Origin of the sequence: Polaribacter sp. BM10 (assembly GCF_002005425.1) — a bacterium.
Lineage (GTDB): Bacteria > Bacteroidota > Bacteroidia > Flavobacteriales > Flavobacteriaceae > Polaribacter > Polaribacter marinaquae.
Map to the genome: position 1 here is coordinate 2,191,409 of NZ_CP019704.1, position 18,625 is coordinate 2,210,033.

Annotated in this window: 10 protein-coding genes; 1 reads left to right on the top strand and 9 read right to left on the bottom strand. The window is 29.1% G+C overall.

Annotation, left to right across the window (positions count from 1 at the left end; genetic code table 11):
- Nucleotides 1-22 precede the first annotated feature (22 nt).
- The 9 genes from BXQ17_RS09750 to BXQ17_RS09790 form a co-directional block, all read right to left on the bottom strand.
- Nucleotides 23-4,069, bottom strand: coding sequence for a hybrid sensor histidine kinase/response regulator transcription factor (locus tag BXQ17_RS09750; RefSeq protein ID WP_254712361.1), 4,047 nt, complete (start codon nucleotides 4,067-4,069; stop codon nucleotides 23-25).
- A gap of 135 nt (nucleotides 4,070-4,204) precedes the next feature.
- On the bottom strand, nucleotides 4,205-5,245 hold the full coding sequence (locus BXQ17_RS09755) for a GntR family transcriptional regulator (protein WP_077810463.1): 1,041 nt from the start codon (nucleotides 5,243-5,245) through the stop codon (nucleotides 4,205-4,207).
- 130 nt (nucleotides 5,246-5,375) lie between these two features.
- Nucleotides 5,376-6,827, bottom strand: a complete 1,452-nt coding sequence (locus BXQ17_RS09760) for a sulfatase (RefSeq protein WP_077810464.1) — start codon at nucleotides 6,825-6,827, stop codon at nucleotides 5,376-5,378.
- Nucleotides 6,828-6,833: 6 nt separating this feature from the next.
- Complete coding sequence (locus tag BXQ17_RS09765; protein ID WP_077810465.1) at nucleotides 6,834-8,330, bottom strand: sulfatase; 1,497 nt, start codon at nucleotides 8,328-8,330, stop codon at nucleotides 6,834-6,836.
- 4 nt (nucleotides 8,331-8,334) lie between these two features.
- Nucleotides 8,335-11,115, bottom strand: coding sequence for a family 78 glycoside hydrolase catalytic domain (locus tag BXQ17_RS09770; protein ID WP_254712362.1), 2,781 nt, complete (start codon nucleotides 11,113-11,115; stop codon nucleotides 8,335-8,337).
- A gap of 154 nt (nucleotides 11,116-11,269) precedes the next feature.
- The gene (gene rhaM, locus BXQ17_RS09775) at nucleotides 11,270-11,584 is read right to left on the bottom strand and encodes an L-rhamnose mutarotase (RefSeq protein ID WP_077810466.1); all 315 of its coding nucleotides are present in this window, start codon (nucleotides 11,582-11,584) and stop codon (nucleotides 11,270-11,272) included.
- 82 nt (nucleotides 11,585-11,666) lie between these two features.
- Entirely contained in the window at nucleotides 11,667-12,671 is a 1,005-nt protein-coding gene (locus tag BXQ17_RS09780) for a T9SS type A sorting domain-containing protein (protein ID WP_077810467.1), read from the bottom strand.
- Between the two features lie 250 nt (nucleotides 12,672-12,921).
- Nucleotides 12,922-15,522 carry a glycoside hydrolase family 2 TIM barrel-domain containing protein gene (locus tag BXQ17_RS09785; RefSeq protein ID WP_187661390.1) on the bottom strand — a complete coding sequence of 867 codons (2,601 nt, stop codon included), beginning with the start codon at nucleotides 15,520-15,522 and terminating at the stop codon, nucleotides 12,922-12,924.
- A gap of 19 nt (nucleotides 15,523-15,541) precedes the next feature.
- Nucleotides 15,542-16,936, bottom strand: a complete 1,395-nt coding sequence (locus BXQ17_RS09790) for a cellulase family glycosylhydrolase (RefSeq protein WP_077810469.1) — start codon at nucleotides 16,934-16,936, stop codon at nucleotides 15,542-15,544.
- A gap of 184 nt (nucleotides 16,937-17,120) precedes the next feature.
- Between BXQ17_RS09790 and BXQ17_RS09795 the strand changes: the two genes are divergently transcribed.
- Nucleotides 17,121-18,608, top strand: coding sequence for a xylulokinase (locus tag BXQ17_RS09795; RefSeq protein ID WP_077810470.1), 1,488 nt, complete (start codon nucleotides 17,121-17,123; stop codon nucleotides 18,606-18,608).
- Nucleotides 18,609-18,625: the final 17 nt, after the last annotated feature.

Consider the following 18,625-nt stretch of genomic DNA (forward strand, 5'->3'; position numbering starts at 1 on the left):
CTGTGGTGTCATGACGTCTTTTTTAAGTAGTACTAAATTTCTTTAAATATTCTGAAGGAGTTAGGTTGTACTTTTTCTTAAAACATTGACTAAAATACTTAGCTCGCTTAAAACCAACCTTATAACTTACTTCACTAACGGTAAATTTATCTAACTCTAATAATTTTTTAGCATGATTTAATCTAATCTCTAGTACAAAATCTTTAGGAGTTGAGTTGGTCCAAGCTTTAATTTTGGTAAAAAGCATGGAACGACTTACCCCTAATTCTTCGCCAAATTGAGTTATATTAAAATCTTCATTTGCTAAATTTTCTTTAACTATTTCAAATGCTTTTTTTAGCAATTTTTGGTCTAATGACGTTAAAGAAACATCTGAAAATTCTATGTTTTGGTTAGATGTAAATTTTTCTTTTAATCTTTGTTTAGATTCTAATAAGTTTCTAACCTTTAAGTTAAACTCTTTTAAATCAAAAGGTTTACTAATATAATCATCTGCACCACTTTCTAAGCCCTCAAATTTATATACTAAAGAAGTTCTAGAGGTTAATAAAATAACGGGGATATGACTAGTTGCAAGAGTTGTTTTAATTTTAGAACATAATTCTGTACCAACCATTTGTGGCATTACAACATCACTTATAATTAAATCTGGTAAGTTTTTTATCGCCTTATTTAATGCTATTTTTCCGTTTTCTGCTTCTAGAATATTGTAATTCGGTTTTAAAATTTCTTTTATAAACGATCTTAATACGGCATTATCTTCTACTACAAGAATGGTAAATTTCTTTTCTGAAGCAATCAAATCTTCTATATTTTGCTTTTCTTTTACTTGCGGAATCTCCATTTGAGTTACATACTGAGAAACATCATCACTCATTTTAAAGTTCTTAACAATCTCTTTTTCTGACAAATGAGTTTTACCTAATTTTAACTTAACAGAAAATACTGCTCCTTTAGGTTTTTCATTTCTTACAGAAATCTCACCATGATGAAGTTTTACTATGTTTTTTGCAATAGAAAGTCCTATACCAGTACCTTTGGTATAATCACCTTCTAATTGTTTATGTGCTGCTACTTCAAAAAAGCGATCAAATATTTTATCAATATATTCTGTTGAAATACCAACGCCAGAATCTTTTACACTAATAATTATCTCTTCAGCTTCTTTTTTTATGTCGATTAAAATTGATCCTCCTTCTTTGGTATATCTAAAAGCATTGGATATTAAATTATAAAAAACTCTTTCTAATTTATATCTATCATAATAAACATTTATTTCTTCTTCTTCGGTAAAGAACTTATAATCATAGTTTCCGTTTTTTGCATATTCAGAAAATGATAAAAATATTTCTTTTAGAAATTTTACAATATTTCCTTCTGCTGCTTCTAATTGAAAATGGTTACTTTCTAACTTTCTAAAATCCATTAATCTATTAATTAATCTTAATAGATGATTTGTACTACTTTCTATAATTCTTAATTTTTTATAGGTAGCGTTTGTGCCTGTGTAATCTTGAATTATATTTTGTAATGGACCTATAATTAGTGTTAAAGGGGTTCTAAATTCGTGAGAAATATTTGTAAAAAATTGAAGTTTTGCCTTATTTAATTCTTCATTTTTCTTGTTTGCAATATATTCTAGCTCTAATTTATCTTTTAATCTAGATTTAGATTGAACTATCCAAGAGATTCCATAAAATAATCCAAAAATCAAAAGGAGATAAATAGTATATGCCCACCATGTCTTCCATGGTGCTGGATGTATAATTATTTTAATATTTGTTGTTTTCGTATTCCACACATTATCGTGGTTTACAGCTTTTACTTGAAAAGTATATGTACCTGCTGTTTGAAGTGTAAAAAAGGCTTCTGTTTGTGTTGTGTAGGTCCAAGAATCATCTAACCCCTTTAAACGATACGCATACCTGTTCCCTTTAGAGTTTATATAATTTGGAAGAGCATAACTGATTGAAAAGTTTGAATTATTATGGTTTAACTCTAATACATCTAAGTAGTTTAAACTTTTCTGTAAAACCCCTTTATTTATTTCTACTACTTCATTTTTAATTTTTAATTTAGACAAAACCACTTTGGGTACATCTGTAATTTTAGTAATATTTTTATAGTTAAAAGTTGTAATCCCATAAAGGTCTCCAAAATAAAATTGATCGTTAATTTTTAATCTAGAGTTTTGTCTAAAATCATTATTTACAATACTACTATTTTGATCATAAACAACGCTTTTATCGCTTATTGAATTGTATTTTACAATACCTCTATCTGTACTTAGCCAAAGAACTCCTTTTTCGCCTTCTAAAATGGAGTTTACAGAATAAAACATATTTCGATTAGATATGTTAATTTTTTTTATTTTATCGCCATCAAGTCGATACAAACCTCTTGTTTTACTACCAAACCAACAAACATTATTTGAGTCTTTAAATACTGCACTAATATTGTACTTTACTAAAGGCCTGTCTTTAAAATAATTTTTAATATTTACTTTTTGTTTTTGATTAAATTCTAATTTAGAAGCGCCTCCTAATCCGCCTATCAATACGTTATCTTTACTATCAATAGCAATACTTTTTATAATATTTGTAACCAACCTAGGTCTTGCAAACTTTCTTATTTTTTTGGTTTTTAAATTATAACGAATAAGCCCTTTACCAAAGGTTGCTATATATAAGTTTTCTTTAGAATCTTTTTTAAGATCATATATTAGTATGTTTTCTAATAACTCTTTCAATTCTTGAGAAAAATAACTCTTTTGTACTTTTTTTTCTGATAAATTATAAGCTATTATGCCTCTGTTTAAGGTACCAATAAATAAAAATTTATCATTATAAACATATAAAGATTTAATAGGATAATTTATTGCTTTATTAGAATTTGTTATTCTAAAAACTTCAGAAACTTCTCCTTTTTTGTTTAAGACATTTACAACACCACCTTCTGTAGCAAAATAAATAGTACCATTTTTATCTGCGACAATACTATTTGTAATATTATTAAGTAAATTTTGATTTTTAAAATGCAGAAAATTTTGATAAGATTTATCCCAAGTCATGACTCCTCCGTTTTGAGTACCTAACCAAATAAAACCATTTTTACTTTTATAAATTTTTCTTATAAAACTCTTAATTGTACTAGAGTTATCAATATTATTTTCTTTTTTAGAAATTAATTTGTTCTCTTTATTAAGAACAAAAAGACCGCTTGTTGTTGCTATCCATAAGTTTTTATCATTATCAACCTTAAGATCTCTCACATCTAAATCATAAGGAATCTCTATTTCTTTTGGTCTTGTAAATTTTTCTAAATTCGTATTAAAATATAAATATCCATCATATTTAGAACCCACACCCAGAATTCCGGGTAAAACTTCTATAATTGTATTGATATTAAAATCTTTCCTTTGAGCCCCTAAATTATATTCTTTAAATTTTAATTTATTACTACTATTTCTATAAACTTTTATAACCCCATTATTAGTAGACAACCATATATTACCTTTATTATCATTATAAATATCATGAATAGATCTTGGCCCTATTTTAGAGTTGCCTTGTAAAAATCTTACAAATCTTCTTTTGTTTTTTTTATAAATAGAAATACCATTTGCAGTACCAAACCAAATATCTCCATTACTCATCTCTAAACTACTTATAATTAAGCTATTTGTTAATGAGTACTTATTACCTTGTCTCTTATAAAATCTTTTAAATGTATTTTCTTTAGGGTTATATCTATTTAAACCATTAAAAGTACCTACCCAAATATATCCTTCTTTGTCTACAAGAATGTCTAAGATTTCGCTATTACTTATGCTGTATTTATCTTTAGGTATATTTCTATAAACAGTAAAATCTTTACCGTTATACTTATTTAAGCCATTACTTGTACCAAACCATATTTGACCAAATTGATCTTCTGCAATTGATGAAACTGTATTATTAGACAATCCATCAGAAATATTAATATTTCTAAAATTAAATTTATTTTGTTGCCCTTGTAAAATAGCAACATAACTAAACATTAAGAATAATAAAAGATATTTGTTTTTCATTAAAAGCTTAATTTTTATTACTTATTTTTCGAAGGTAGAAAATAGAATTTAATTTACAGTTATTTTTAGAAAAGGAAAAAGAAGTCTTAATTTAAGACTTCTTTTTATTTATTATTTAACGTTAAGGTAATTATTTTAAAGTGAATCTCTATCTATAAAATTAAAAGTTGATTTTACCTTTTCTGTTTTCTTTTCTACAATCATTTCTGCAGCTAATTTACCCATTTCAACAAAATCTGTTGTTATTACGGTAATTCCTAAGAGTTGTTTTAAAGGTGTATCATTATAAGAAATTACACCTATATCTTTACCAAACTTATAATTATTACCTCTAACTTTATTTACTATTTGTACCAAATCGTTTTCTTCAATGGTAATAAATAAAGTCTTTTTTTCAATTTCGGTTTCATTAGAAATTTCTTCTGCAACTTCAAAATCAAAATTATTTTTGATGCAATATTTCTGAAAACCAGACAAGATTTTTTGAGGATATGGGTAAAAAGTTGATTTAGGATACACCAAGATTAACTTTTTATATTTTAAAATCTTTTCTTTACCTTTTTCTAAGGCGTTTAAAATATCTTTCTCAAAATCTTGGTAAACTTCTATAAAATCTCCTTTTATATTATGTTCATTATTATCTAATAACACAAGATTTTCTTTTGGCAATTCGTCAATTGCCGCACAAACGCTATTTGTAAAACTTCTATGTAACAAATTCTTGCTTCTAAAGTGAGGCATTATCACATAGTGATTATAAGCAAATTTATGTTTGTTTAAAAGTTCTAAAAACAACGATTCATCACAATGATAACTATGTAAATCTACTTGATAATCGCTACCCATTTGTTCTACAAATGAGTTATATACTTTCATTTTAAACGTACTTAACTTGTTAACCAAAAACAAAACATTAGGTTTTAAGAGCATTTGGTCTTGAGAAATATAAGTTCCTTTACCGTGAACCGAAACAACAACTTTTCGTTTTTTTAAAATACTATATGCTCTCTCTACGGTATTTCTAGATAAATAAAATTCTTTACTTAGCGTATTAATAGAAGGAATTTTATCTCCAATCTTTACGTTTCCAATAGATATATTATGGATTATAGAATCTATAATCTGCATATACTTAGGCTGCATTGAATGAGCATCTAGTTTAATAAATTCAATCATAATATCTTTAGTTAATGTGCCTTAAAGATATGATGCCGTAGTAAACTAAAAATCTGAATTAGGGTAACCAAAAATTTTTTAACACTATTTCTTATTGATTATAAGTAGTTTGGTTTTAGATGAAAAAATTTTATCTTTTTCTTGGTATATCATTTTGTAAAAAAGGCTTATTTCTAGGAAATTGAATTTCTAAAAGTTTTTTCATTCGTTTTTCTACTTTTTTATATTTCTTATTTCCAGAAAGGTTTACAAAAGATAATAAACTACTCTTATGTTGGTATAACTCTGCCTCTAAAATTGCATTTGTTTTCGAATTTCTCCATTCTGTATACCTCCAATTTCCATCTGTAGTTGTTACGCCCATTATTTTTTTTCCTCGTGCATAAACACTATATGCTGCCTTGTCCCATTTCTTATTAGGATTATTTAAAACAGGTACTATACTTTTTCCGTCTGTGATTGGAGCATTTTCTAAATCACATATATCTACTAAAGTTGAAAAAATATCTACATTTTCTACCAAAGCATTAGAAATTTTATTTTTCTTTCTTTTCTTGTAATTGGTTTCTCTACTAATAATTAATGGTACTCGTACATCTATTTCTACATTAGAATGTTTACACCATGCACCGTATTCACCTATTTTATAACCATGATCACTCATAAAAATAACTACTGTGTTTTTACGTAGATTTAACTCATTAAGCGTTTTCATAACTTTACCAATTTGTGCATCGATATAGCTAATAGAAGCATGGTAGCCATGTATTAAGGTTCGTGTTAACTCATCATTTAAATCTCCTTTTTTAGGTATTCCATGATAAGCTTTTAATTCTCCCCATTTACTTAAAGCCAAACGATACATTCCTTCTGGCTTTTCTCTAGACGGAATTGTAAAATCGTTTTTGTTATATAAATCCCAATATTTTTTTGGGGCATTAAAAGGTAAATGCGGCTTACTTAGGCCTACAAACATTAGAAACTTATCATCTTTTAGTTTTTTTAATGTTTCTATGGCATATTTAGATGCTCTACCGTCTTTATATGCCTCATCTGCAACATCTGCATCTTCATAAGCAGGCCCTTTTAAAGGTTTTTTACCAGAGGCTTTTAAGCGCTTCATTAAAGCAATATTCTCTGGTTTTACGTAGCTATTATTTTCTTTTTTAAAATGATGTGTCCAATATTGTTTATCATCTTCACTATGATGATATACCTTACCAATACTTACTGTCTTGTATCCATTTTTTTGAAAAAATTGAGGCATGGAAACAACTTCTTTATGAACTTTACGAAGTGGCGTAAAAATGCTATAAATACCTATATTTTCTGGTCTTAAACCTGTTAATGTACTCATTCTAGAAGGTGCACAAATAGCTTGTTGTACGTATGCTTTATTAAATTGCACACCTTCTTTTGCCAATTCGTCTATATTTGGTGTTATTGCTGTTTTACTTCCATAAGAACCTATCTCTGCTCTTAAATCATCAACATAAAATATCAATACATTTGGCTTCTCTTCCTGAGAAAAAACATTTGATAAACAAAAAGTGATACATAGTAATATTATATTTTTTTTCATCTTAATTTATATTTTATTTGGAGACTGCACAGTGCCAACACCTTTTTTCCAATCCCACCAATTAATGGCTCTTCTACTTTCGTCAAACTTAAAACCCCATTTTTTCATATAATAATCTCTTGGTCTAACCTCATCTCCAATTTTTTGAAGTTCTTGCTGTAATTTAAAATCCAAATCTTTTTCAATTTCTTCAAATTCTGGCTTTCCTAATAAATTATTTTGCTGATAAGGATCTTTAATATTATCATAAAACATACTTGGTCCTTTAGGTGTAATTGCATAAGTATATTGTTTTGTTCTAATACCTCGATAAGGCTCATCTTTATAATTTGCGCCAAAAGGTGCAACATTCATTATCAAAGCAGCTCTATCAGTATTTGGATTAGGATTTTTAATTAATTCTGATAAATTTTCTCCTTCAATTTCTTTAGGAATATTAATATTTGTTAACCCCAATAATGATGGTAAAATATCTGGCGTTGTTATAGGAGCGTTAACAACTTTACCTTTGTTATTATCAATGTTAGGGTATCGAATTAAGAAAGGAACTCTAACAGATTCGTCCCAAGCCAATTGTTTTACAAAAGGTTTAACGCCATGTGCTCCCATCATTTCTCCGTGATCTGCAGAAAACACAATAATGGTATTTTCTAGTAAACCTAATTCTTTTATTTTATTAATAATATTTCCAATAGCTTCATCTGTTGCTGTCGCATGTGCATAATAGCCTTGTAATTCTTTACGTGCTCTTTCTTTAAATTTATCTGCAGTATTTGGATTTAATGTTAAACTTGCTAGCGGATACATGTCTTTATATTTCTTGGGTGCAGAACCATGAGGGTAATGTGGAGTTGCAATAGAAATTAATGCCAAAAATGGATTTTCTTCCTTTGCGTGTTTTTCTAAATAACTATTGGCATCTTCTGCAATTGCAAAAGGAGAATACTTTTTCCAATGTTTTAATGTTGTGTTTTCATTATCGTAATAGGGCATTTTTGTGTAGTTATGAGAACACTCTAAAGCTCTCCAAAAATCAAATCCTTGACGTCTTTCTTTTGGAATATAAGTAGACCTTCCATGACCATCTAAATGCCATTTACCCCAATATGCAGTATTATAACCTTCTTTCTTGTAAATTTCTGCCATGGTAACCTCGTCTGCAGGTAAATAAATATCATTTAGAAACATACCTGTTGTAGTTGGAAATTTACCCGTTAACAAAGCAGCTCTATGAGGTGTACAAACTGGTGTTACAGAAACCGTATTTGTAAAATTTACAGATTCTTTAGCAAAAGCATCTAAATTAGGCGTTTTAACATCTGGGTTACCCGCATAACCTAAAGCAGAACCCCTCCATTGATCTGTAAGAATATAGACGATATTTGGTTTTTTTACAGCTACTTTTGTATTTTTAGATTCTGATTTAGAATTAGATTGTTTTTGGCAACTTATAAACGTAATTCCAATTACAAAAACTACTCGCAAAAATAATTTATGCTTCATTTTATTAATCTTTATTTAAATTTGAGGTGAATTTGTAAACTCCTGGTTGCACAAGTAGTTCAAACTCATCTTTACTTTTATGTATTAATTTTACATTTGTATTTTCTACAAAATCACTACCATTTAAGAGGAAGTTTTTATTGGTATCTGCTGAAAGCACAACTTTAGCTGATGTATTTGGGGGAATAGTAATGTTTAAATGAAATTTATCACCTTTTATTTGCCAAGAAGAAGCTACATTACCATAAGGTACTTGTACACTTGCAGATGCAGAAGTTAATGGACTTCTTGGTTGTGGAGCTATTCTAATTTTTTTATAACCCGCTTCTATTGGTGCTATACCTGCAATGCGCTCGTACATCCATTCTCCAATAGCACCATATGCATAATGATTTAAACTATTCATTTTTTGAGGATTAAATCCATCTACTTTGCTATAACTATTCCAACGTTCCCAAATAGTGGTTGCACCTTGATTGATAGAATAAAACCAAGATGGATAGGTTTCGTTAAACAACAATTTATACATTAAATCTATCTCTCCTGTAGCGTCTAAAACTTCAGATAATAATGGGGTACCTAAAAACCCTGTTCTTAAATGATTATCAGCCTCTGCAATTTTTCTTAATAAATGTGTTTTTGCCGCTTCTTTGTGTTGATCTGATAACAAACCAAAAGCTAAAGCTAGTAAGTAAGAAGTTTGAGTTTCTGCAACTTTAATTACCTTTCCGTTTACAAAAAATTTCTTTTCAAAAGATTTTGCTACAGTTTTATACAACGTATTGTATTTTTCAAACTCTTTTGTTTTACCAAGAGCTTTTGCTGTTTTTGCTGTTAGATTAGCAGAGTGTGCAAAAAAAGCAGTTCCAATTAAAGACTTAGAAGTATCACCTCTATTATCTCCGTTTTCTGGAAGCGGTTGCAACCAATCTGCAAAAAATCCCATTGTTGAAATGTAATTTTTAGCTTTAGATTCATGAAAAGATACCCAAGCCTTCATCATTTCAAAATTTTCTTCTAAAATCTTTTCATCTCCAGTTCTCATGTAAATTTTCCAAGGGATAATCGTACAAACATCTCCCCAGCCAGCACTTACTTTATTATTATATAAAACATCTGGTACCACCCAAGGAATACCACCGTTATCAAATTGAGATTCTCTTACACTTTGTAACCAACTAGCCCAAAATTTATACACATCTGCATTAAACATAGAGGTAGGCCCAAATACTTGTGCATCTCCTGTCCAACCCATACGTTCATCTCTCTGAGGACAATCTGTAGGTATATCAAAAAAGTTACCTCTTAAACCCCAAACAATATTGCTTTGTAATTGATTTAATTTTGGATGAGATGATATAAAAGTTCCGTTTTTTTCAAAATCAGAGTATTGTACCAAACCTGTTACCCAATTTTTTGACGGTTTTTTAGAAGTATCAAATCCACTTAATTCTACATATCTAAATCCGTGAAATGTAAATTTTGGCATGTATTCTACAATTCCATCTTCTTTGGCTGTATAGTAATTTGTAGACAATGCTCCTCTATAATTTTCTGTGTAAAAAGTTCCATCTGGAGATAACATTTCTGCAAATCTAATTTTAAGTGTCTGTCCTTTTTTCATTGGTACTTTTATCAAAGGAACACCTACCATATTTTGTTCTAAATCAAAAATTATAGCGCCATCTTTTTCAAATATTTGCTTTGTAGTAAGTTTAATTTTAGATTTTACGGTGTTATGTCTTTTAGGTTCTAAACGAATATCATCAGAAATAGAAAATACATTTACAGGTTCCCAAGTTTTATCTATAAAGCTGTTAGTTGTCCAACTTGGCATTTCTAAGTTGGCGTCGTACGTTTCACCATCATATATACTAGCCAAACGAATTGGCCCTTTTGTAGTTGCTTTCCAACTATCATCAGAAAGTATTATTTCTTTTGAGCCATCTTTCATAGTTAGCTCTAATTGACAAAGTATTTTGGGAGTTTCTGTATCTAACCAAAATTTTTTCATCCATCCTAAACGTCCAGAATGCCAACCTGCTGCCAATTCAACGCCAATAGTATTTTGACCAGATTCGATTAAATTTGTTACATCATATGTAATGGTTTCTATACGTTTTTTATACGGAGTATATCCCGGAGGCATAACATCATCACTTACATCTTTTCCGTTTAAAGCAACATCAAAAACCCCTTTTGCGGTAATGTACAATCTTGCAGAAGCTATCGTATTGGATATCTTAAAACTTTTACGGAAGTATTGAGGTCTGTGTAGTATATTTTTTTGGATTCCAATAATTTTTTCTTTTTTGGTATCTAATCCAATCCATTTAGCTTTCCAATCAGAATTATTTAATAAACCTAATTCGAAGTGATTGATGTCACTCCAAAAAGAAGATGCTTTGTCTTGGTTCCAATATTTTACTTGCCAATAAACTTTTTGGCGGGACTTTAACTTTTCTCCTTGATATTTTACCCAAGTAGATTTTGCAGAATTTTGTTTCTTAGAATTCCATAAATCTGCTTTATTAGGTAATAAATCTGGCCTACTAGCTACTACAATTTGATATGCAGATTGACTTTTATTATTTTTTAAGGCAGGTAATTTCCATGAAAATGTTGGTGTAGCATCATAAAAACCTAATGGGTTTTTAAAACCTTCTGAAATGGTTAAATCATTTGCCTTTTTTAAAGTTTCTTTTTGTTTACAAGATATTAAACTTATTAAAGCAACATATAAAATCGAAATTGTAAATGCCTTTTGCATAGATTTATGAATCATTAAATTATCATCTTATTACTATATTGAATTAGCAATATGACATTTTTTTAATAAACAACTATCCTGTAGTGGGCATATAAAACTAGAAGAATAATTTTATATCTATCAACTACTTTTTAATTTAAAAATATTAGGTAAAAGAAACTAATAATTATTACGGCATAAAAAAAACTTCTTCTAAAGGTACGGAAACAGGGGAATTATCAGAATTTACATCCATAATATCTGCCATAAAATCCCACCATTTTTTTACAATTTTATTGTTTGCTAAATCCTGTGAGCCAACTAAACCAGTATTTTTTTGAAAAGCAAAAAGAGTATCGGTCTCTTCATCTAAAAAGATAGAGTACTCACTTACTCCATTTTCTTTTAATAGTTTTTTCAATTCTGGCCAAATTTCATTGTGTCGTTTCACATAAGCTTCTTTTTGTCCTTTTTTTAACTTCATTTTAAAGGCTAATCTTTGCATACATATGTATTTAAAAAAAATCATTCTATATTTTTTAAAAAATATAGAATGATTTAAAAGTTACTAATCTATTAATAAAGGTTTACTGCTTTATTATTTTTTGTGTAAATCTACTACCTTCGTTTCCTTTAATTTCAACAATATAAACACCTTTAGATAAAGAACTAACGTTTAAGTTAATTGCATTATCTGTATCTACTTTTCTTCTTAACACTCTGTTACCTAAAATAGAATATACAGATACTTCTTTAACTTTAGAAGTTAATCCTTTAATGTTTAATTGATCATTTACTGGATTAGAAACAGAAAAAGATTGTTTATCAAATGTTTCTGTGCTTAATACAGAGTTTGTAGTAAAGTATACATAATCGTAGTTTGGTCCTGCTGCTAAAAATCTTACAATCATAACATAAGTACCAGCCTCAATATCAATTCCGGCTGCTGCATCTGGATCTTCCCAATTTTGAAAATTAGGAACTCCTCCAGTAGAAGGTAATGCCTGATCTGAATTTAAATTCATTATTGTAGCAACACTAGATAAATCATCAGTATTTTTTAAGAAAATCTGCATTCTCTTAGAAGTATTATCTCCGCCATGAGCATAATTAATTCCTATATTATAATTACCAGTTTTTTCAAAGTTAATAGTATACATTAAAAATTCTTGCCCTTGAGTACTTCCTATATTCCAACCTAAATCTCCGTTAGTATAAGGATGTTGATAAATATCTGCCTCAGAACCAGATCTATACTCTTCATTTGCAGCACCATAACCTCCTGTTCCTTCATCTCCTCCTTCTGGATCCCATAATAATCCTAACTGATCAGCTGTTTTATCTCTATAAGTTCCTTCACTAAAATCTCCTGGAAGGTATGCGTTATCAGAAAAATTAGCACCATCGTCTGTTCCAGCTTCATTTGTTGCGTCAAAATTTTCCATTTGAATTTTGGTTGTAGCTCCTAACGTACCACTTATTACTGGTGCAGAGCCTCCCCATGGATAACCTTTGTATTGTGCATTTGATGCTTGAGCCCCAAAAAGAGCTAACGCTGCAATAAATAATGATTTGTGTAATTTTGTTTTCATAAGTAAATATTTTAGTTAATTATTATCTAAAAATAAAAACAAATGTTTTGCATAGTATCCTGCTCTATACTGCTTTATAGTTTTTAAACTTCTAATTTTAAATCATATAACAGTACTTTTCGCATATTTATTTTCAATCTTAAAAAAACGCTAATAGCCTAAAAAGCTTAGGTATATTGGCTATTTTTATTCGTTTTAATACTCGACAGTAATAGATTTTTATTTTTTTAAAAGAATTAATTAAAAAAATCTAATTTACTTTTCTAAGTTTAACTCCGCTTAATCTAGTTTGTCCTTTTAATGCTTTAAAACTAATAGTAATACCATCGTTATTATCAACAGAAATTAAAAAACGTTTGGTAACACCTCTATCTTTACCATATTGTTTTTTAAGGTTTAAGTTTTCCCAAACTTTTTTATCATTTACAAGAATATCCATACTGTTTTCTTTTCTTGAGTTTAATTCTGCCATAGATAAAGACAACTCATAAGTTCCTTTTGGCACATCAAATTTATAAGATTCTAAACCAACTACTTGGGTTTGAAAAACAGGATCATTCTCTGTTCCTTTTACACTAACATCTACCCCAAAATTATTTCTTCGTTTTGTTTTGGTTCTTAAAAAATCTCCACCAAGATATCCAAAACTTCCTTTTGTATACGCTTGATCTGGCATCCATAGATAATCTACATTATCGGTTTCTATAAAATAACAGTAAGACCCTACGTTTATAGCAATTTCTTTAAAAGGATTGGTTTTACTTTTTAAGTTTTTAGGCTGAAGTGTAAAATCGATATTAGCAAAATCTTTAAAAACTTTACCTTCTTTTTCTGATACTATTTCAATTAAATTTTGTCCTTGTTGAAAAGGCACATTAAAAGTGGTGGTAGCAAAATTAAATTTTTGGTTTCCCAATGATTTTCCGTTGATAATCAACTCTACATCATCAGTATTTCCTACTATAGTGATAGGTTGAGTTGCTACTTTAGAGTTTTCGCTATCTTCTATTCCTGCTCTTTTTTTCCAGCCTTTAGAAGCAATTGCTAAAAAAGGTGTTTTTTTCAATAATGCTTGATACAAATAATATACATCTTTTTTCTCTCTTGATGCAGACACCAAACCTTTGTTATTAATATGTGGTACTGCATCTTTTCTGTGTTCTACTTGAAAGTCTGCATAATTCCAAACGTTTGCACCAACAATTTCTGGAATTTCTAAAATAGCTTTCATATAAGCTTTATGCAATAAAAATTGATATTCTACACTAAAATCAAAACGAGTTGGATTATAAGTTCTTAATCTTGGGTCTGCTCCTCCGCCATATTCACTTAATATTAAAGGCTTATCTGGATTTAAAGCTAAAGTTCGTTTTACCAAACTACGTAGATTTTTATCAATATCTTCTAATTCTTCAATATACCAACCGTAATATTTGTTATAACCTACAATTTCTGTAAATCGAATTCCTAATTTATCTTGATAAGCTGGTTCTCTAAAAAAAACGGTATAAGAATACCTAGTTTTATCTTCTTCTTTTATGGTTTCTGATAAAACTTTATGAGTCTCTATAAAGTGCTTTGTATATGCTTCTCCAAGTTTATCAGGTGCTTTCATAGTTGTTTCGTTTCCTAAATTCCAAGCTACAATAGACGGATTGTTATAGTTGTAACGAATGGTTTCTTTTAGCATATTAATGCTATTTTGTTTTCCTATTTCATTAGCTGCAGCCTTGTTAACAAAAGGAATTTCTACAGTTGTAACAAATCCCATTTTATTACACATTTCTAAAATTGCTGGGTCTTGCGGATAGTGTGCTATTCTTAAAAAGTTAATTCCCATTTCCTTTAATAGCTTCATATCATATCGATGAATTTCATCACTTACAGCATTTGCTTTTTTGTAGAAATCTTGATGTCTATTGGTACCTATTAATTTAGTTTTATTACCGTTGATAAAAAAACCTTTATTGGCATCGAAACTAAACCATCTAAACCCTAAAGGGTTTTCTACTCTATCAAAAACAACTCCTTTTTTATCAACAATTTCTGTAATTACTTTATACAAATACGGGTTTTCTGGTGACCATAAATTTTGCTTTTCAATAGAAAAACTACTAATTACTTCTTTACCGAATTTAGATTTTGTCTTTATAGTTTTAACCAAATTATTGTTGGCATCAAATAAAGATTGCTTTACATAATATGTTCCTTTTTTGGGCCTTACTATTTTAGATTTTACAGAAATTTCTGCTGATAATTCTGATACTTTTGGTGTAGAAATAAATACAGCGTTTGCACCTAAATTAGCTACTTCGAAATGAACTTGTTTGGTTATAATTAAATGAACATCTCTGTAAATACCTCCGTAAAAAGAAAAATCTGCAGATTGCGGAATAATTTCATCATTATGAGAATTATCTACTTTTACTACAATTTCATTTGTTCCTTTTTTTAATACTCTTGTAATATCTCTTGCAAAAGTTGTGTAACCACCAATATGATCTTTTTCAACTACTTTTCCGTTTACATATAATGAGGTAACTTGATTCGCAGCTTCAAACAATAAAAACACTTGTTGGTTCTTGTAAATCTGTGGTATTTTAATTGTTTTTTTGTACCAACCTTCTCCTCTGTAATAACCATCTTCATCGTCTAAAATATCTTGTGTATTCCAAGAGTGAGGTAAGGTTACTTTTTCCCAAGAACGAGATACATTACTAGAAAAAGGGTTTTCGATGTTCCCTTTATAAAATTGCCACGCATCGTTTATGGTTTCTATGTGTCTTACATTTTGTGCATTTGATAAAAATGCTATGCTTAAAAAAAATAATACTAAATTCTTTTTGATCATTGTTAAAGGCATAATAATTTTAAAAATTTCGAAGTCCTGGTACTATTTTAACCTGATATTCTGCATTGTCTTTACCCCATTTTAAGACAATTAGTTTTTGGGTTTTAACATCCCAAATAAAATCTGCTGGATTAGAATCTTTAGTTGTTTTATAAACTTCTAAACCAACATTTTTAAGCGGATTGTAATACATTATAAAATCATTATTAATAATGATTGAAAAACCATCTGGATAATGCCTGTTGGCTCCAATAAAAATCTTTGAAGCACCTTTACTATTATCTGATATAATATTTAAGGTTAATTCTCTTTTAGCAAAATTGTATAAAAATGACTGAATATTACCTGCAATTGCTTGCGGAAAAGGCCTTGAAATTACATCTGTAATATATTTACGTTCTACCGTACCTGCGTCTGTTTTATCGCTAAATATAGACCATGTTGATGGGCCTGGTTTAAGAAAATTTTGCATAGTTCTGTTTCCTAAAAACCAAGCTTTAATAGAGCCTACACCCATTTTATCAAAAACCTCTGCAGTTCTAATATACATTTCTTTGTATTTAAATTGCCCCCAATTTCCAACCAAAGTAGTATCTGTTCTTGCAAATGTTGGAAAACCCCATTCACCTATCAAAATTGGTGCTTTTAACATTGCCGATTCTTTATCAAAACGATCCATATTTTTTTTAATAAAATCTATGTTGTTTTGATAAATATGAGGCGCAAAAATGATATTTTCTCTATTTAAAGGAGAACTGATTTCTGCATATTGGTTATTATCTATTTTTTCACCTTTATTCATAAAAATAGACTGAAATAAAATCTTCTTATTTGGATTTATTTTTTGACTTGCATCAATAATTCTTTGATATAAAGGAATTAAATATTTATCTGTTAAATCTTTGTAAGAAATGTTCATTTTAAGTTTTCTAGGCTCATTTACAATATCATATCCTAAAACAAAAGGCTCATTTGCAAATCGTTTCCAGATAACTTTCCAAGCATTTATATATGTTTTGTATTGATAATCATTTTTATTTTCCCAAAATTCTTCCCAAACAAATTTATCTACGCCATAAACCGTCATTTTAAAAATAGTTTTTATATCGTGGTTTTTACCTAAAGCAACTAAAGAATCTAATTTTTGTAGATATTTTGGTACTACTTTTCCTCCAGGAAATTCGCTTAATTTACCAAGTTCTAAACGAATAACCTGATAATTTGCACCCATTCTAACTTGTCTTGCATAATCATCATTATTAAAAAAAACTTCTCCTTTATGATCATTAGTATTAATAACAAAACCTCTAGGTACAATGTGCCTACCTTGTTTGTCTCTTAAGCCATGTTTAATTTGCGAATAACTCGTAATACTAAAAATCAATAAGGTTATAATAAAAAGACTTTTTTTCATTTGAAATACTATTTTTTCTTAAAAGTAAAGTGTCTAAATATTTATTGCATCCTGTACACTACCGACTTTTAGAATAATTAATAACTATATATAAATATTATTTCAATCAGTTAAAATTATCATGACAGTGCAGGATAAAAGTTGCCTAAAAAAAAATTAAAATTGCTAATACATAAAAAAAAAAATGAATTACCATTTAGGATTAGACATCGGAAGTTCTTCGATAAAAGCAGCTCTAGTAGAAATTAACTCTGGTAAAAGTATTGGGGTAGTTCAAGAACCGAAAGAGGAAATGAGCATGTTTGCTCAAAAAAATGGTTGGGCAGAACAAGAACCAAATGATTGGTGGTTGCATGTTTGCAACGCAATACAATCTTTAAAAAAACAATATAACATTAATAAAACCCAAATTAAAGGTATTGGTATTTCTTACCAAATGCATGGTTTGGTTTTGGTAGATAAACAAGGAGAACCTTTGCGTAAAAGTATCATTTGGTGCGATAGTAGAGCTGTAGCAACTGGTAAAAAAGCTTTCAAACAAATTGGAGAAGAAAAATGCGCTACGCAATTATTAAACTCTCCCGCAAATTTTACAGCTTCTAAACTTAAATGGGTAAAAGAAAATGAACCTGATATTTACAATCAGATTTATAAATTTATGTTACCAGGAGACTTTATTGCTTATAAATTTTCTAACAAAATAAACACAACGATTTCAGGATTATCAGAAGGTATTTTTTGGGATTTTAAAAATGATAAAATTGCAGATTTTCTTCTAGAAAACTATGGCATTAACGCTTCTTTAGTGCCAGATATTGTAGAAACTTTTGATATGCAATCTGTGGTTGATCAAAAAGGAGCAGAAGAAAGTGGTTTAGCTACAGGAACTCCAATTTATTACAGAGCAGGAGATCAACCTAATAATGCATTATCATTAAACGTATTTCATCCTGGAGAAGTTGCTGCAACTGGAGGAACTTCTGGAGTTTTTTATGCTGTTACAGATAGTTTGTCTGCAAAAGAAAGCGATCGAGTAAATAATTTTGCGCATGTTAATTATAAAAAAGGAGCTGCAGTAAGAATAGGAAAATTACTTTGTATTAACGGAGCAGGAATTCAATACAGATGGTTATTAAATAATTTAGATGTTTCTTCTTACGAAGACATGAACAAGTTGGCCTCAGAAATTGAGGTCGGCTCAGATGGAGTTTGCTTAATTCCTTTTGGTAACGGAGCAGAACGTATGTTAAACAACAAAGAAATTGGTACTCGTGTATTAAATTTAAATCTAAACAATCATCATAAAGGACATTTATGTAGAGCAGCCTTAGAAGGAATTGCGTTTTCATTTGTGTACGGCATGGAAATTTTAACTTCAGACGGCATCAAACCAAAGGTAATTAGAGCAGGAAATGACAACCTTTTTCGTTCAGAAATTTTTGCAAATACGGTTGCTACATTAATTGATCAAGAAATAGAAATTTACAACACAACAGGTGCCATTGGTGCAGCAAGAGCAGCCAATTTACATACTGGCGATTTTGCTTCTTTTAGCAAAACAATCATGAATAATGATTATGTAATGACATTTACACCCAATAAAGAAAAACAAGCTTTTAAAGAAGCGTATCAAAACTGGAAAAAAGAACTAGAATTAATTTTAAATACATAACATTTGGGCGTTCCCTA

Bases quoted from the DNA above. Each gene is read 5' to 3' on its own strand.
- BXQ17_RS09750 (WP_254712361.1), bottom strand. From the start codon at position 4,069: ATGAAAAACAAATATCTTTTATTATTCTTAATGTTTAGTTATGTTGCT.
- BXQ17_RS09755 (WP_077810463.1), bottom strand. From the start codon at position 5,245: ATGATTGAATTTATTAAACTAGATGCTCATTCAATGCAGCCTAAGTAT.
- BXQ17_RS09760 (WP_077810464.1), bottom strand. From the start codon at position 6,827: ATGAAAAAAAATATAATATTACTATGTATCACTTTTTGTTTATCAAAT.
- BXQ17_RS09765 (WP_077810465.1), bottom strand. From the start codon at position 8,330: ATGAAGCATAAATTATTTTTGCGAGTAGTTTTTGTAATTGGAATTACG.
- BXQ17_RS09770 (WP_254712362.1), bottom strand. From the start codon at position 11,115: ATGATTCATAAATCTATGCAAAAGGCATTTACAATTTCGATTTTATAT.
- rhaM (WP_077810466.1), bottom strand. From the start codon at position 11,584: ATGCAAAGATTAGCCTTTAAAATGAAGTTAAAAAAAGGACAAAAAGAA.
- BXQ17_RS09780 (WP_077810467.1), bottom strand. From the start codon at position 12,671: ATGAAAACAAAATTACACAAATCATTATTTATTGCAGCGTTAGCTCTT.
- BXQ17_RS09785 (WP_187661390.1), bottom strand. From the start codon at position 15,522: ATGATCAAAAAGAATTTAGTATTATTTTTTTTAAGCATAGCATTTTTA.
- BXQ17_RS09790 (WP_077810469.1), bottom strand. From the start codon at position 16,936: ATGAAAAAAAGTCTTTTTATTATAACCTTATTGATTTTTAGTATTACG.
- BXQ17_RS09795 (WP_077810470.1), top strand. From the start codon at position 17,121: ATGAATTACCATTTAGGATTAGACATCGGAAGTTCTTCGATAAAAGCA.